The sequence below is a fragment of the Streptomyces sp. NBC_00669 genome, assembly GCF_036226785.1.
GTDB lineage: Bacteria > Actinomycetota > Actinomycetes > Streptomycetales > Streptomycetaceae > Actinacidiphila.
On the sequence record NZ_CP109018.1, the window covers coordinates 7,989,086 to 8,004,822 of the forward strand.

Annotated in this window: 13 protein-coding genes and 3 pseudogenes; 7 read left to right on the top strand and 9 right to left on the bottom strand. The window is 70.5% G+C overall.

Annotated elements, in window-relative coordinates; translation table 11 throughout:
• Positions 1-139 precede the first annotated feature (139 nt).
• Positions 140-1,360 (bottom strand): Gfo/Idh/MocA family protein, encoded by a 1,221-nt coding sequence (locus OG896_RS33705; RefSeq protein WP_329371436.1) that lies wholly within the window; start codon positions 1,358-1,360, stop codon positions 140-142.
• A 452-nt stretch (positions 1,361-1,812) separates the two neighbouring features.
• Between OG896_RS33705 and OG896_RS33710 the strand changes: the two genes are divergently transcribed.
• Both OG896_RS33710 and OG896_RS33715 read left to right on the top strand, forming a co-directional pair.
• Positions 1,813-2,583, top strand: coding sequence for a FadR/GntR family transcriptional regulator (locus OG896_RS33710; RefSeq protein WP_329371438.1), 771 nt, complete (start codon positions 1,813-1,815; stop codon positions 2,581-2,583).
• Positions 2,584-2,615: 32 nt separating this feature from the next.
• Positions 2,616-3,659 (top strand): enolase C-terminal domain-like protein, encoded by a 1,044-nt coding sequence (locus OG896_RS33715; protein ID WP_329371440.1) that lies wholly within the window; start codon positions 2,616-2,618, stop codon positions 3,657-3,659.
• Positions 3,660-3,931: 272 nt separating this feature from the next.
• Here the strand turns inward: OG896_RS33715 and OG896_RS33720 are convergent, their stop codons facing one another.
• Positions 3,932-4,807, bottom strand: coding sequence for a LysR family transcriptional regulator (locus OG896_RS33720; protein WP_329371442.1), 876 nt, complete (start codon positions 4,805-4,807; stop codon positions 3,932-3,934).
• Between OG896_RS33720 and OG896_RS33725 the strand changes: the two are divergent.
• Positions 4,785-5,057, top strand: a pseudogene (locus OG896_RS33725) (NADPH-dependent FMN reductase); the annotation flags it as partial. The gene OG896_RS33720 and the pseudogene OG896_RS33725 overlap by 23 nt on opposite strands.
• Here the strand turns inward: OG896_RS33725 and OG896_RS33730 are convergent.
• From OG896_RS33730 to OG896_RS33740, 3 genes are all read right to left on the bottom strand, one after another.
• Positions 5,058-5,804: an SDR family NAD(P)-dependent oxidoreductase gene (locus tag OG896_RS33730; RefSeq protein WP_329371444.1), complete on the bottom strand. Its 747-nt coding sequence runs from the start codon at positions 5,802-5,804 to the stop codon at positions 5,058-5,060.
• A 96-nt stretch (positions 5,805-5,900) separates the two neighbouring features.
• A complete protein-coding gene (locus OG896_RS33735) occupies positions 5,901-6,332 on the bottom strand; it encodes an Rrf2 family transcriptional regulator (protein WP_329371446.1) in 432 nt (143 codons plus the stop codon).
• A 129-nt stretch (positions 6,333-6,461) separates the two neighbouring features.
• On the bottom strand, positions 6,462-7,316 hold the full coding sequence (locus OG896_RS33740; protein ID WP_328461707.1) for a helix-turn-helix domain-containing protein: 855 nt from the start codon (positions 7,314-7,316) through the stop codon (positions 6,462-6,464).
• Positions 7,317-7,464: 148 nt separating this feature from the next.
• Here OG896_RS33740 and OG896_RS33745 point away from each other — a divergent pair, with 148 nt between their 5' ends.
• Complete coding sequence (locus OG896_RS33745) at positions 7,465-8,253, top strand: SDR family oxidoreductase (protein ID WP_329371449.1); 789 nt, start codon at positions 7,465-7,467, stop codon at positions 8,251-8,253.
• 115 nt (positions 8,254-8,368) lie between these two features.
• On the opposite strand, the gene OG896_RS33750 is transcribed toward OG896_RS33745, so the two are convergent.
• The gene (locus OG896_RS33750) at positions 8,369-9,292 is read right to left on the bottom strand and encodes an SDR family NAD(P)-dependent oxidoreductase (protein WP_328461703.1); all 924 of its coding nucleotides are present in this window, start codon (positions 9,290-9,292) and stop codon (positions 8,369-8,371) included.
• A gap of 100 nt (positions 9,293-9,392) precedes the next feature.
• Between OG896_RS33750 and OG896_RS33755 the strand changes: the two genes are divergently transcribed.
• From OG896_RS33755 to OG896_RS33765, 3 genes are all read left to right on the top strand, one after another.
• Positions 9,393-10,061, top strand: a complete 669-nt coding sequence (locus OG896_RS33755) for a TetR/AcrR family transcriptional regulator (RefSeq protein ID WP_329371452.1) — start codon at positions 9,393-9,395, stop codon at positions 10,059-10,061.
• A 179-nt stretch (positions 10,062-10,240) separates the two neighbouring features.
• A complete protein-coding gene (locus tag OG896_RS33760) occupies positions 10,241-10,621 on the top strand; it encodes a hypothetical protein (protein WP_329371453.1) in 381 nt (126 codons plus the stop codon).
• Positions 10,622-10,670: 49 nt separating this feature from the next.
• On the top strand, positions 10,671-12,563 hold the full coding sequence (locus tag OG896_RS33765; protein ID WP_443057192.1) for an alkyl/aryl-sulfatase: 1,893 nt from the start codon (positions 10,671-10,673) through the stop codon (positions 12,561-12,563).
• A gap of 238 nt (positions 12,564-12,801) precedes the next feature.
• On the opposite strand, the gene OG896_RS33770 is transcribed toward OG896_RS33765, so the two are convergent.
• The 3 genes and pseudogenes from OG896_RS33770 to OG896_RS33780 form a co-directional block, all read right to left on the bottom strand.
• The gene (locus OG896_RS33770) at positions 12,802-13,209 is read right to left on the bottom strand and encodes a hypothetical protein (protein WP_329371455.1); all 408 of its coding nucleotides are present in this window, start codon (positions 13,207-13,209) and stop codon (positions 12,802-12,804) included.
• Positions 13,210-13,221: 12 nt separating this feature from the next.
• Positions 13,222-14,052 (bottom strand): annotated as a pseudogene (locus OG896_RS33775) (IS5 family transposase).
• 117 nt (positions 14,053-14,169) lie between these two features.
• A pseudogene (locus OG896_RS33780) lies at positions 14,170-15,492 on the bottom strand (NF041680 family putative transposase); the annotation flags it as partial.
• Positions 15,493-15,737 lie beyond the last annotated feature (245 nt).

Consider the following 15,737-nt stretch of genomic DNA (forward strand, 5'->3'; position numbering starts at 1 on the left):
CTGCTCTCAGGGTAGTGCTTCGTCGCTTTCCCACGAGATCGTCCCTTTCGGGTGGGATGAGTGCGTCAGTGTGTGAAGCGCGGGCGTGCCGGAGTGGGGCCGAACGCCCGCGCGGGGCGTCGCGGCCGGGTGCTCCGGTTCAGCTCCGGATGGTCGGACCCCCGGTGCGCGGCCGGCTCGTGCGGGGCCCGGCCTGGACACCGTCGAAGTACGCGGCCGTCGCGCGGTCGGCTGGCGGCACCTCGACCACCTGGCCCCCGTTGCGCAGGGAGACGGTGGCGGCGTACCCGGCGGCGACCGCCTCGCGGGCGGCGACAGGGGAGGTGACGGTGGTGCCGCCGTCGGTGAGGAACCGCAGGAACTCCTCGATGAGGACGGGGTCCGCGCCCCCGTGCGTGCCGGGCGGCGTGTGGACGGGCACGGTGATGTCGGCGTCCACCCGGTAGTCCGACCGGCGGTTCCACACCTTGACGACCGCCCCCTCGGCGTCGCCGAAGTTCTCCAGCCGCCCCTCGGTGCCGATGACGGTGTAGTTGCGCCAGTAGTCCGGTGTGAAGTGGCACTGCTGGTAACTGGCGAACACGCCGTTGTCCAGCTGCATCTGCATCATGCTCAGGTCCTCGACGTCGACGACCGGATTGAGGTCGCGCAGGCTGAGCGGCGGCCAGTTCGCGTCGGGCGCGAGCCAGTCCGTCATGCGCTCCCCGGTGCGCTCCCGGCGCGAGCCGATGGTCCCGTAGACCGTCAGCCCGCCCATGGCGTTCACCCGACGGGAGTACCCGCCGGCGAGCCAGTGGATGACGTCGATGTCGTGGGCTCCCTTCTGCAGCAGCAGACCGGTGGTGTTGCGCCGGTCGGCGTGCCAGTCCCTGAAGTAGAAGTCCCCGCCGTGGCCGACGAAGTGGCGGCACCAGATCGCCTTCACCGCGCCGATGTGTCCTTCCGCGATGACCTGGCGGATGGCGGTGACGACCGGCATGTGCCGCATGTTGTGGCCGACATAGAGCGGTGTCCCGCTCTCCCGGGCGGTGGCCAGCAGCCGGTCGCACCCCGCGGTGGTGATGGCGAGCGGCTTGTCCAGGAACACCGGGACCCCGGCCCGTAGGAAGTCCAGGCCGATCGCCTCGTGGGTGTGGTCCGGGGTGAGGACGAAGACGCCGTCGAGGTCCGCTCGCAGCAGATCGCGGTGGTTCGACACGGCGAGCACGCCGGGAGCGAATCGGTCCCGGGCCTGGCGGAGTTGGACCGGATCGCGGTCGCAACAGGCCACCAGCCGAGCCCCCGATCCCGGTCGGTGGGCGAGGCCGACGAGATCGCTGCGGATGCCCAGGCCGATCACGCCGAGCCTGAGGTCGTTCATGCCCGGAGTCCTTTCGTCAGGCCGCCCGCCGTGCCCGTGAGCAGGCCGGGGACCGCGAGAGGAGTTCCCCAAGGGGTCGCGGACCACCGGCCGCACCACGGACTTCTGGCTGATCGACTACGCATGGCAAGCGCCTCTCCTGCGAAGTGCGTCGACATGTATCGGAAATATCGCTGTGGCACTCTGTCGTCACCGGCCGCGAGCGGTCCGGACGTGCGAGGTACTCACGCCTGGGCGAGATCGATTTCCAGTGGCGAGACCGCAGGGGTGGGACGGTGTACAGCCCACCCGGAGCGAGACGAGTCTGAGCGCGCCCGACCTCTCGCGTCAAGGGCTTGGTTATGATTAACTGAGGCACTGAGCGGATAAATAGATATGAAACATGCACGGGGTGAGGCGGGCGCGTCAGGCCGGTTCCGCAGGCAGCCCAGGTGATGTGAGAGGGATACGACGTGACGCTTGAACCGCCATCCAGGAGTCGTCCGGCGTCCGGTGCGGGCGGCTACCGGCCCGGTTACGAGATCGCGGCCGAACGCATCCTTGAGTACATCGTCAAGGAGCAACTGGCCCCCGGTACCCGCCTGCCCACCGAGAAGGATCTGGCCGACGCGGTCGAGATGAGCCGGACCGTGGTGAGGGAAGCGGTGAAGATCCTCTCGGCGGTGGGCCGCCTTTCCGTGCAGAAGGGCCGCGGCATCTACGTCGCCGAACCCGAGGGTGCGCGCTGGCAGGAGTCGTTCTCGAAGTTCCTGCCCGCCGACCTGCGGCAGGTGGACGAGATGTTCGAGTTCCGCCGGCACGTGGAGACCGCGACGGCGGGACTGGCCGCGCAGCGGGCAACTCCCGCGCAGGTCAAGGCGATCCGCGAGGCGGCCAGCCGGTCGATGGAGGCGGCGACCGAGGGCGACATCGAGGTCTTCAACCAGGCCGATGAGGTGTTCCACGCCGCCGTCGGCGCAGCGGCGACGAACACGTTCTTCGCCGCGACGGTCGACTCCGTGCAACGTCTGCAGCGGCAGGTCAGTGTCATAGGGCTGGCCGGCGCCGCGGGCGGCTCCCTCGTCGTGGCCGCCGAGCAGCACCAGGCGATCGGGGTGGCCATCGCTTCGGGAGACGACGAGCGGGCGGCCTCTCTGATGGCCGCGCACATCGACATGACGGTCAGCCAGTTCCAGCGGGAGATCCGCAAGCGGCTGCTTCCCGGCGACGACGCTTCTTCCTGATCCACACGATTCCAGGGACCCGAAGGACGGTCATGCGTATCACTGACATCACGGTGGAACTCGTCGATCTGCCCGCGCAACCGCCGTTCCGCTGGCGCGACGGGCTGCCGGGCTCCGAGAGTCCGGTGACCGGGGGCATCCTGCGCATCCGTACCGATGACGGCCTGGAGGGGGAGGCGCACACCCGGCGCGGCATCATCGTGGCCGACCTGGTGGAGCGCCGAATCCGTGCGGACCTGCTGGGCCGGGACCCGCTCGCCCGGGAACTGCTCTGGCACCGCCTGTGGGAACTGGACCGGATAGAAGAGTTTCCGATCTATGCGCTCGGACTGGTCGACGTCGCCTTGTGGGACCTCGCGGCGAAGGCCGCGGGAATGCCGCTGTACCGTCTGCTCGGTTCCTACCGCGACGCGTTGCCCGCCTATGCGAGCACGGTCACCTTCTCCAGCGTGGCGGAGTATCTCGATGTCGCCGACCAGTGCCTGGAGGCGGGCTACTCCGCGATCAAGCTGCACGCCTGGGGAGACCCCCGGGCGGACGCCGAGCTGTGCCAGAAGCTACGCGCCCACGTCGGTGACGCGGTGCCGCTGATGTACGACGGCTCGGCCGGCTTCGACCTGGCCGACGCCGTCTACGTGGGCCAGGCGCTCACCGAGGCCGGGTACACCTGGTACGAGGAACCGATGCGGGAGTTCAGCGTCACCGCGTACCGATGGCTCAGCGAACGAGTGCGCGTCCCCCTGCTCGTCGCGGAGACCTCGGACGGCGCGCACCTGAACGCGGCGGACTTCATCGCGGCCGGCACCGCGGGCTACGTGCGGACGAGTGCGCAGTACAAGGGCGGCGTCACCGGTGCGCTCAGGATCGCCCACCTCGCCGACAGCTTTCAACTCCGGGCCGAGGTGCACGGATCGGGCATCGTCAACGCCCACCTGTGCATGGCCATCTCGAACACCACGTACTACGAGTCGCTCGTGTACTCCAATCCCGTCGTACGCGAGGCCGCGGTGAGTTCCGACGGGATGCTGCACGCCCCCACTGCCCCGGGTGTCGGCTACGGCCAAGAAGGTTGGTGACGCGGAGTCAGCGCTCCACCGCTGCCGCGGCATCACGGTGTGTCGGGCATCGCGAAGGGGCTGTCGTGGGGCCCTCCGCCGGCAGCGGGCGGGAGCCCTCGACCTGCCGCTCGCCGTCCGGTGTGCGGACGGTCGGCCGCATCCTCCTGCTGCGCGGTGCCTGGCTTCGCTCACGCTTCGGCGACGTCGCGGGGCATCGGTGCTCGCCAGGCAGCTGTGTTCGCGCAGATGCGGGGCCGACGGAAGTGCGGCGGGCGCGCTGCCGTGGCCGATCACCGGGGGAGCGGTGCTCTGTCAGGTGGCGGCCCGCGGGGTGCCCGGCTCCGGTCGGGCGGCCTCCGCCACCTTGGTGGCCGCCCGGACGAACGCGGCGACGGCCGGGCGGCGGGAGCGCTCCGGCCAGACCACGGACAGGGTGGCCGGCGCATGGTACTCGACCGGCCGGTAGGCGATCTCGGGGCTGGATAGCGCCGGGTGAGCGAGGCGGGGAAGAAGCAGACGATGCTGCCGAGTTCGATGAGCTTGAAGGTCTGCGGCAGGTCCGAGGAGTCCTGCGCCGCCGCGGACGGCTGGTCCCGGTCCTGGCCTTGGTCCGGGTCCCGATCCGGCCCGGATGGGCGGGTGCGCGCCTCGCCGAGCCCGCCGTGGGCAGCGACCGGCCCCTGGTCCGCGGGGGACCCGTCGGGCAGCTCCCAGCCCGCCAGGTCGGCGAGGCGAACGGACGTACGGGCGGCCGGCGGGGCGTCGGCCGCGACGGCGATCAGGTACGGCTCGGTGACCAGCTGCTCGGAGTCCAGCCCGCGCTCGTCGAAGGGGCCGAGCAGCACCGCGGCGTCCGCACGGCCGTCGCGTACCGCCTGAACCTGCTCGCCGTAGCGGCCGAGCACCAGCGCGACCGGTAGGGCCGCCTCCTCGCGGGCGTACGCGTGGAGGATGGCAGGCAGCAGGCCGCCATCGACGTCGGCCTTGAGCGCGAGCCGCAGCTTCTGCGTGGGTTCGCCAGCGTGCCGGGCCCGCCGGCCGGCGGCACTGACCGCGTCGAGTGCCGTGCGTGCGTCCCCCAGCAGGACCTCGCCGGCGGGCGTCAACGTGACCTGGCGCGTGGTGCGGTGGAAGAGTTGCACCGTGCTCGCCGCCCAACTCGGCATGCACTGGATCAACCTCGGCCTCCAGCCCGGCTGGAACACCTCCCAGGCATCCGAGAACGACCTCAACCGGCTCGGCTTCCACCTCGGTGCCGCCGCCCAGACGAACGTCGACCAGGGCGCCGAGGCAGTCCACAAAGCCGACATCGCCACCGCGGAACACCTCGGCCGCCGCGTGGCCCGAACCGCCGCCATCTTCCGCGCCGGCCAGCCCGCCCCCGGCGCGGGGGTGGGTCGGGGGCGGGCTGGGTGACTAGAGCTGGGTGGTGCCGCCGTCGACGAAGAGTTCCGCGCCGGTGGTGAAGGAACTCTGGTCCCCGGCCAGGTAGAGGGCGGTGGACGCGACCTCGTCGGGGCGGCCCGCCCGGCCGAGGGGAGTGGGCGCGGGGGGCTCGGCGGCGTCGCCGTCCTGCGGGAGCGCGGCTCGCAGTTCGTCGGCGCCGGGGGTCGTGACGGGGCCGGGGGTGAGGGCGTTGACGCGGATGCCGCGGTCGGCGAGTTCGGCGGCCCAGGTGCGGGCGAGGCTGCGGATCGCGGCCTTGGTGGCGGCGTAGACGCCCAGGCCCGGGACTCCGCGCAGGGCCGCGCTGGAGGAGAGCAGGATCACCGAGGCGCCGGCCGGCAGCAGCGGAAGCGCCTTCTGGACGGTGAAGATCGTGCCCTTGAGGTTGATGGAGGTGGTGCGGTCGTACTCCTCCTCGGTGATCGAGCCGAGCGGGCCGAACTCGCCGACGCCGGCGTTGGCCACGACGATGTCGAGACGTCCGCCGCGCTCGGTGATCTCGGCGAAGAGCCGGTCGAGGTCGTCGAGTTCCGATACGTCGCTGCGGATGCCGATGGCGCGGTCGCCGACCTGTTCGACGGCGTGCTCCAGTTCGGCCTTGCGGCGGCCGGTGAGGTAGACGGTGGCTCCCTCGGCGGCGAACCGGCGGGCGATGGCCAGGCCGATGCCGGTGGAGGCCCCGGTCACGAGGGCGGTCTTGTCGTCCAGCTGTCCCATGGCATTCTCCGAATGAGTTGATGTAACGGTTGTGGTTACATTGAGGGCCGCGAAAAGCGCGCTGCCGGCGCGGCCCGGTCGGGCCCGCGGTCGAAGCTAGGTGGCTTTCAGTACGTCGTGCAGCACATCTTCCAGCGTGGTTCTCGCCAGTTCCGCGCGGAGAGCGGTCTCGACCCCGTCGTAGACGACGCTCAGCACCGGCGCTATGCCGTGGCCCACGACGCACTCGGGGTCGGGTGTGGCGGGATGCAGGGCGAAGATCGGCCCCGGCTCCACCGCTTCGTAGACGTCGAGCAGGGTGATCGTCGGCAGGCCCCGCGACAGCGTCCAGCCGGCGCCGGCGCCTCTGCGCGAGTCGACCAGGCCGGCCTTGCGCAGTTGGGCGAGCAGGCGGCGGATCACCACGGGGTTGGTGTTGACGCTCGTCGCGATCTGCTCGGAGGTGGCGACCTCGTGGCCGCGGCGCTGGTACAGCCCGATCCAGGTCAGGGCGTGCGCGGCGACGGTCAGCCTGCTGTTGGCTCCCATGTCGTCCCTCACCTCCGTCCTGTTGTAACCGTAACAGTTATGACTGCCCACGGCGAGGTCCCGAGCCGGCTCCGCGAGCGGACGACCCGAGCGGAGGCCCAAGCGGAGGACCCGAGCGCAGGCCCGGCGTCACCGCCGGTGTGCCGCGCCGCTCCGTTCGCCCGCGGCGCAGTGAGCGCCGAGCGAGGCCAGGCCGCGGGCGTCGGGGCTCCCGGGCTCGGCGGCGCCGACCAGGAGGCACTGGCCGGAAGCGCCCTGGACCTCGAACGTCTGGTACACGAGGGTCAGTTGTCCGGCCCGCGGGTGGTGGAAGGTCTTGGTCTTGCTGCCCAGGCGGCTGACGTCCTGACGGCTCCAGAGCGCCGCGAACTCCTCGCTCTGCGCGAACAGGCCGTCGATCAGGGCGAGCATGCGCGGGTCGTTCCGGTCGTGGCCCTGGGCCAGCCGCAGCGCTGCGACGGTGTCACGGGCCACGGTGTGCCAGTCGGCGAACAGTTCGCGGGCCGCGGGGTCGCAGAACAGGGAACGGGCCATGCCGCGCGGGTCCGTGAGCGGGGAGAGCAGGGCGTCGGCGAGCGCGTTCGAGGCGAGGACGTCGAGACGCCGGTTGACCACGTAGGCCACGGCCGCCGGGAAGGCGTCCATCAGCCGCAGCAGTTCGGGGGAGACCCGCTCCTCGTCCGAGGCGTGGGTGTGGGCTCGGTCCCTCGGTACGAGCCCGGCCAGGCGGTAGGCGTGCCAGCAGGCGTCGGAGTCCAGCCGCAGGGCCCGCGCGAGGGCGTCGACGACCTGGCCGGAGGGATGCCGCTCGCGGCCCTGTTCCAGACGGGTGTAGTAGTCGGCGCTCACTCCGGCCAGTACGGCGACCTCTTCGCGCCGCAGCCCGCTGACCCGGCGGCTTCGCGAGCGGGGCAGACCCACGTCCGTCGGGCTGAGCCGGGAGCGCCGTGCCAGCAGGAATTCCCCCAGTTCATTGCCGCTCATGCCGGGATCGTACGTCGCCGGTTCCTGGGAGTGGCGCACCCAGGAAAGCCCGTCCTGCCGCATGCGCGGGATCGGACACATCCTGGCGGCACCGGTCGTCGCAGTCGCATGCGCGGCCGACCGCACTTCGCACTCCGAAGGGAAGAACATGCCCACCCGGCCCGCCCAGTCCGCCCCGACCACCCCCTCCACCCCGGTCGCCCCGCTCACCCCGCCCGCCCCGAAGGTCGTCCTGATCACCGGAGCCAGCAGCGGCATCGGAGCGGCCACCGCCAGACGGCTCGCCGCCGCGGGGCACCACGTGGTCCTCGGGGCGCGGCGCACCGACCGCCTCACCGCCCTCGCCCAGGAGATCGAGGCCCGGGCGGGCAGCGTCTTCCCGCACGTCCTGGACGTGACGGACCAGGCCGGCGTGCGGTCCTTCGTCGTGGCCGCCCACGACCGGTACGGGCGCATCGACGTCCTGGTCAACAACGCCGGCGTCATGCCGTTGTCGCGTCTGGACGCTCTGAGGGTCGACGAGTGGAACCGCATGATCGACGTGAACCTGCGCGGGGTCCTGCACGGCATCGCCGCCGTCCTGCCGCTCATGCGGGCCCAGCGCCGCGGGAACATCGTGAACATCTCCTCCGTCTCAGGGCTGCGGGTCGACCCGACCGCGGCCGTCTACAGCGCCACCAAACACGCGGTCCGCGCCCTGTCGGAGGGCCTGCGCCAGGAGAGCCGGGAACTGCGGGTCACCGTGATGAGCCCGGGCCTGACCCGGAGCGAACCCACCGCCTCCATCGGCGACAGCGGGATCAAGGACGCGGTGGAGACGCAGATGAGCATCGCGATCCCCGCCACCGCGATCGGCGAAGCCGTCCACTACGCCATCGACCAGCCCGCCGACGTGGACGTCAACGAACTCGTCGTCCGGCCCACCGTCCAAGGATGAACGGCGCGCACACGCGGCACGGAGACGGAAGGGCGGCACCGATGGCGACCGAAGAGCACGCGCGGGACCGGGTCGGCGGCGAGACGACGGGGTCGGCCGCGGGGCCGGCCCGGCCTCAGGAGTCCGTCCGCTGCGGGGCCGGCACGGGAAACGTCACCCCGGTGAGTTCCTCGGAGACGGTCCACAACCGCTGCTGCGTGGCCTGGTCGTGGGAGTCGGGGCTGGACTCGACCAGCTTCGGGTAGCCGCGGATCTCCCCCCGGTTGCCGGGACCGTAGTACTGGCCGCCGATGACGGCCGGATCGGTGGCGGCGCGCAGGGTGGGCAGGGCGCCCCTCTCGGGTTTCTGGGTGAGCAGCGGCGCGAGCCAGGCGATGGGCACCCGAAGCGCGGCGGGTGTGTTGCGGATGAGCTCGGTGTTGGACACGCCGGGATGGGCGGCCACCGCGAGCGTGGTGCCGTGCGGACCGAGCCGGCGCTGCAGTTCGTACGTGAACATCAGGTTGGCGAGCTTGGACTGGCCGTAGGCGGCGGCGCGGCCGTACGAGCGCTCCCACTGCAGGTCGTCGAAGTGGATGGCGGCCCGAATGCGGTGGCCGGTACTGCTGACCGTGACGACGCGTGAGCCGGGGACGGGCAGGAGCCGGTCCAGCAGCAGGCCGGTGAGGGCGAAGTGGCCGAGGTGGTTGGTGCCGAACTGCAGCTCGAAGCCGTCGGCGGTGGTCTGCTTCGGGGTGTACATCACGCCCGCGTTGTTGATCAGAAGGTCGATGCGCGGGTGGGTGGCGCGCAGGTCGGCCGCCGCGGACCGGACCGAGTCCAGGGAGGTCAGGTCGAGGGCCTGGACGGTGACGTCGCCGGTGATGCGCGCGGCTGCCCGTTCGCCCTTCTCGACGTCGCGGACGGCCAGGACCACCGCCGCCCCGCGCGCGGCGAGCATCCGGGCGGTCTCGAAGCCCAGCCCGGTGTTGGCGCCGGTCACGATCGCCACCCGCCCGTGCTGATCGGGGATGTGCTGCTCGGTCCAGTCGCCGCTCATGGCGCACTCCTAAAAAACCGTCGGTCTGTTAAGGCCTCCAACGTAAGAGACCGCAGGTCTCATGTCAAGGAACCGGCGGTCTTTAAGCTAGGCTGAGGGCGTGACATTCCAGCGGGCGCGAAGCGAGGAGCAGCGGGAGATCCGCCGCCGGGCGATCCTGGACACGGCGGCGGCGATGCTCGACGAGATGCCCGTGGCCGAGGTGAGCCTCAACGAACTCAGCCGGCGGGTGGGCCTGGCCAAGTCGAACGTCCTGCGGTACTTCGAGTCCCGCGAGGCGGTGCTGCTCGAACTCCTGGACGTCTTTCTGGGGAACTGGCTCGCCGAGGTGGCGGAGGAGCTGGCCGCGGGCATCGAGGCGCACGCGGCCCCGGAAGTGCGGGCAGCCCAACTGGCCGAGATCCTCAGCCGGTCACTGGCCGGCCGGGTGGTGCTGTGCGACCTCTTCGGCGCGCAGGGCGGCGTCCTGGAGCACAACGTCTCGGTCGAGGTGGTCAAGCGCCACAAGCGCTCCTCCCTCGCGCGGCTCGCGGACATGGTCGAGCTCGTGCGCCGCCACGTGCCCGAACTCGGCGACGGCACACAACTGTTCTGCCTGATGAGCCTGGTCTCGGCGGGCGCCTTGTCCGCGTACGTCCCGCCGCCGCCCAGCCTCCTTGCCGCCTACGCGGACGAGCCCGCCCTCGGCGTGCTCAACCTGGAACTGCGTGACGCGCTGCGGTTCTCCTTCACCTCGGCGCTTCTGGGTGTGCTGCCCCGCGTCGAGTAACCGTCGACCGGCCGGTCAGGGGGGGTCCGTCGCAGGGGGACGACGTCGGTGCGGTGGCGTGGCATCGTCGGCCGGGCTGCCCCCGGGGTGGCCGGTAGCGCGACGATGGTGACGGGCTGCTGACAGTGCGGGCGGTTCCGGGTCGCGGTCGGCTTCAGCGGATCACGGACCTGGGCGGGTTGCCGCGAGTTGATGCGGACCGGTGGCGCGAGATCAACGACGGGGTCCAGGTCGTGGAGAACTGGAACTCCGCGGACCGGCGGGCCCTGTCCCCGCTGTTCTGGACCCACGGGAACCCCTACGGCCGGTTCGAGCTGGACATGAACTCCCACCTCGAACTGGCCGCCGCCGCAGCCGCGGCCACGGTTCCCGGCCCCCGCACCGCGCCCGGAGCCACCATCCATGGCTACATGATCATTCGCTGCGGCTATACGGGCGTTGCTCGGGAAGTGCCCGCGCCGAGGACGCCCTGGGTGGTCTCCCGGCGTCGCGAGCCTTACGTCGTCGATCTTCTCGATGCCACCGGCTCCGAAGCGCGTCCGCAGCCGCTCGGTCGGTGAGCGACCGCTCGGCGTGCGGGGACGGACCACCACGCCCAGTATGAGTGCTATGTCTCTGACGCCCAAGCCTGTCTCGCCGACCGTCGTCAGCCGGAACCAGGCCCTGCTGAACAGCCTGCCGTTCTCCGACACCCAGGACTTCGATGACGCGCAACGCGGCTTCCTCGGGAAGCGGGCCCCGAGCGCCATCACCAACGCCGAGGGCGCGGTGGTCTGGGACAACGACACGTACGACTTCCTGCGGGGCGACGCGCCGGACACCGCGAACCCGAGCCTGTGGCGCCAGTCGACGCTCAACGCGATCCAAGGGCTGTTCGAGGTCGTGCCCGGTATCTACCAGGTGCGCGGGTTCGACCTGTCGAACGTGACGTTCATCGAGGGCGAGACCGGGGTCCTGGTGCTGGACCCGCTGGTGACGCAGGAGACGGCGGCGGCCGCGCTCGCGCTGTACCGCGAGCACCGCGGCGAGCGGCCCGTCACCGGCGTGCTGTACACCCACCCGCATGTGGACCACTTCGGTGGCGTCCGCGGGATCACCACGCAGGAAGACGTCGACGCAGGCCGCGTGCCCGTCATCGCCCCGGCGGAGTTCACCGAGCACGCGGTGTCGGAGAACGTCTACGCCGGAACCGCGATGTCGCGGCGCTCGGCGTACATGTTCGGTGCGGCACTGGCTCGCAGCCCGCACGGCGCCCTCGGCACCGGGCTGGCGCAGACCGTGGCGACCGGCAACATCACGCTCATCGCCCCGACGCTGGACATCACCGAGACCGGGCAGACCGAGACGGTCGACGGCGTCCGGATGATCTTCCAGATGGCCCCGGGAACCGAGGCACCGGCCGAGTACCTCGTGTACTTCCCGGAGCACAAGGCGCTGTGCGCCGCGGAGGACGCGACCCACACGCTGCACAATCTCCTGACCCTGCGCGGGGCGCTGGTCCGCGACCCGCACGCCTGGTCGAACTACCTCACCGAGACCATCGACCTCTTCGGTGCGGAGGCGGAGGTGGTCTTCGCGTCCCACCACTGGCCCACCTGGGGCAATGACCAGGTCACGAAGTTCCTCTCCGAGCAGCGCGACCTGTACGCCTACCTGCACGACCAGTGCCTGCGCCTGATCAACAAGGGCTGGACCGGCATCGAGATCGCGGAGGAGCTCAAGCTCCCGCCCGTGCTCGAACACGCCTGGCACGCCCGCGGCTACTACGGCTCGGTGAGCCACAACCTCAAGGCGATCTACCAGCGCTACATGGGCTGGTACGACGGCAACCCCGCGCACCTGTGGCAGCACCCGCCCGTCGAGCAGGGCAAACGGTACGTCGAACTCGGCGGCGGCGCGGACGCCGTCGTCGAAAAGGCGCGCGCCGCGTTCGAGGCGGGCGACTTCCGCTGGAGTGCGGAGGTCCTCAGCCATGTCGTGTTCGCCCAGCCCGACCACGCGGCGGCACGCGAACTGCTGGCCGACACCTTCGAGCAGCTCGGCTACGGCGCGGAGAACGGCGTGTGGCGCAACATCTACCTGTCGGGCGCGACCGAACTGCGCGAGGGGAAGTTCGGCACGCCGACCGTATCGGCGTCCGCGGATGTCGTCTCCGCCCTCACCCCGGAGATGCTCTTCGACGCCATCGCCATCCAGGTCAACGGCCCTGAGGCGTGGGACGAGAAACTGACCATCGACGTCGTCCTGACCGACACCGACCAGCGGTACCGCCTGCGGCTGGCCAACGGCGCGCTCACCTACAGCGCAGCGGCCCAGACGGGCGACGCGGACGTCACCCTCGCGACGACGGCACGGGCCCTCCCTGCGCTCGCGGCAGGAGGGCTCACCGCCGACGCCCTCGCGAAGGCGGGCATCAAGGTCACCGGCGACGCATCGGCCCTGTCCCGTCTCGCCGGCGTCCTCGACCCAGGCGACCCGGACTTCTCCATCGTCACCCCCTGACCTGGGCTTCTCCAGGCGGTCCGAGGTCGGGCCGGGTCGGTAGCGGAACCTCAGCCCCGGCCAGGACCGTGCAGGTAGCGGGCGCCTCGTCATGGACGGCGCTGCCGCGGTGCGTCCGCCGGCCCGTGGGAGGTTCGCGTCTCGTGGTCGTGAAGCGCTCAGAGGGCGGGAAGCGAGCCCTTGTCCGGTTTATCTTTGAATGTGGTTCAGGGCTGCTGGTCAGCGATGTTGCATGAGTTCACTGGCGGTGTAGGGCGAACAGTCCCGGCTCGGTCTCGGTGATCAGCCCGAGGCTGACCAGGCGCTTGAGCTTGGAGCGCATGCCCTCGATGCGCTTGGGTTCGAAGCCGGTATCCAGGGCCCGGCACAGGTCTTTCGCGCGCACGGGTCGGTCGGTGTCGGCCAGCGCGGTGAGGATGTGCTGGTAGACGGGGTTGTCGGGTAGGTTCGCCGGTCCTGTGCGCTCGGTCTCGCGGGTTTCGAGGGCGAGTAGGACCTTGCGGGTGGTGGCCAGGTCGGCGAGTTCGGCCTCGAGTTCGTTCACCTGGCCGGTGAGCTGCTCGAGTTGCACGCGAAGGTACTCGGCGTGGGTGCGTACGGCCTGCTCGCGCTCGGTGAGCAGGTCCAGGATCGATCTCGTGGTCATCGCCGTGTCCTTCTACGCTCCGCGCCAGGTCGGGGTGGAGGTGCCGGTCAGCCGGCGGGCCATCACATCGGTTATCGCCCAGTACACCCGGGCTTCGCTGGTGGCCGGGTTGATCGCGTAGTCGCGCACCAGGCGTCGGTGGAGCATCAGGGTGCCGAGAGTCTGCTCGACCCGCCAGCGGATCGGCTGGGGCACGAACCCCTTCTCCTGCGGGTTGCGCTGCACAATCTCGACATCGATGCCCACTGCGAGGCCGTGCTCGACGACCTCGGTCTTGAAGCCCTGGTCGACCAGGGCTTTGGTGACCGTTGGGGTGCGGGCAGCGACCCGGTCGAGCAGCGCGGTGCCGATCGTGTTCTCGTGCACACTCGCGGCCAGCACCACCACCGCAATGATCAGCCCCAGGACATCGACCGCGATCCCGTGCTTGCGGCCCGGGACCTTCTTACCCGCGTCCTTGCCGGTGGTGGCCGCGGGGACATTGACCGCCGCGTGCACGCTCTGGGAGTCGAGCACCACCAGGGACGGGTCCTCGGCGCGGCCGACCGCCTCGCGCACCTGGCAGCGCAGGATCTCGTGGATCGTCTCGGTCGTGCCATCGTCACGCCACTTGTAGAAGTAGTACTTCACCGCGCCGGGCGGGGGTAGGTCGCCGGGCAGGTAGGCTCACTGGCAGCCGGTCCGGGACTGGTAGAAGATCGCGTTGATGATCTCGCGCATCGCGTAACGGCCCTGATGGCTGCTGACCGAGGGATGCGCCGCCTTCCACGCCGTGATCATCGGCTCGATCAGCGCCCACCGCTCGTCGGTCAGATCACTCGGATAGTCCCTGCGTTCAACCACCCCGCCAGCCCAACACAGCCAAACGCGCTGTACAGCCGCTTCCCACCCATACCCACACGAACGAGCGATCTGAATACGGTCAGACAGTCACTTCCCGCCCTCTGACTTGTTCTTTATCTACCAGGATCTTCCGGGCTTGCCGATGGCCTTGAGGGTCTCGGGGCGTTTGACGGTCTTGCCGACGTCGTAACGGGGAGCCCGGTGCTTGTTCTTGGCGCCGGGTGGCCGTCCGGGGCCGGCTCCTCGGGGTTGGGGAACACGGGCCGGGCAGGCGAGGTGAGCGCGGATGTTCCTGAACCCTCGGCGGACCCGGGCCGGGGTGAGCCGGTTGGAGGGGGTCGGTTTCTCCCACGGCCGGCGGAAGTCTTCGGCGAGCGGCCGGGCGAGCCGGAGCTGGGTGTGGGCGACGATCAGAATCCAGGTCCAGCGGTCCGCCGCTTCGGGAGTGCGGAGTTTCGGGGTGGTCCAGCCCAGGGTCTGTTTCGCGAAGGGGAAGGTGTGCTCCAGGTCGAAGCGGCGGAGGAATGCCTGCCAGAAGCGGTCAACGTCGTCCGGGGTGGCACCGGTCTTGGAGGACCATAACCACAGCGGCGGGGCATCCCGGTCCTTCGACCGGTGCTTGACCTTCAACCGCATCAACGTCCCCTCGATAATGGGTAGTTCGCCGTCGTGGTCGAGCCATGAGGAGCGGTGGGTGAGCCGGGGGTGGACCCGGTCCCACGCCTGGGTTTCGGCCTTGCCGTAGTTGGTGGTGTCGGTGACCGTGGTGATCGCGGGCTCGGGCCAGGTCTCCGGCTTGGTGAACCGGAATTCCGGGCTGTGCTTGGGCGGCCGGCCGTTGACGCCGTGCGTTCTCGGTGGTTTCGGCAGACGCATCACGCGGTCGGAGCGAACCCGGCCGACCAGCTCGACGGGGAGGTCGCGCAGGACCCAGGCCAGGCGGGTGACGTCGTAGCCGGCGTCGCTGACAATCACGATGTCCGGGTCCCCGACGTGCCACTGACCAGCGGTGATGAGCCGTTCGACGACCCCCCGGAGTTGGTCGGCGGTGATGACGGTCGCGTCGTTCATTGGGCCGAGCCGGACCGCGTCCAGGATCGCGGTCCAGGACGTGGACCCCGGCTCCAGCACAGCGACGAAGGAGTAGGGCCAGCCCGGAATGAACTGCGACGCCGTCTTCGCGCGGCCGTAGACGTGGCAGAACAGCCGGTCCGCCGAGCACGGCGCGTCCGAGCGGAGCCACGGCGACACATCGACCGCCAGGACCAGGCGCCCGCCGTCGAACCGCGGCAGCGACAGCCCGGCCAGCACCGTCCGCAGCCGAGCATTGTCCATCCGGCCGTGGTTCAGGCCGCCGTACATCGCGCCGTGCCCACGACGATGCTCGGGCAACAACGTCAAGACCACCGGGGACTTCACGGCACCGTCCGCACACAGCACCACCCTCACGGCCTTCGTCCTGGTCACGTGCATTCCTTGGTCGGAACACACGATCAGACGAAGGCCGCCCACGTGTCCGGCGAATCCCCAGGTGAGCGACTCAGTTCGAGATGCCATTCGAGGCCGGTAGATAGAACAAGGCTTAGGGCAGGGGAGCGGTCACGACGGCGCCGGCGCGGCCGTGCTCCTGCGCGGACTCGCTGCCGAAGGAGCCCGGCCCGCAACCGCTGACGGTCGCTCCTGAA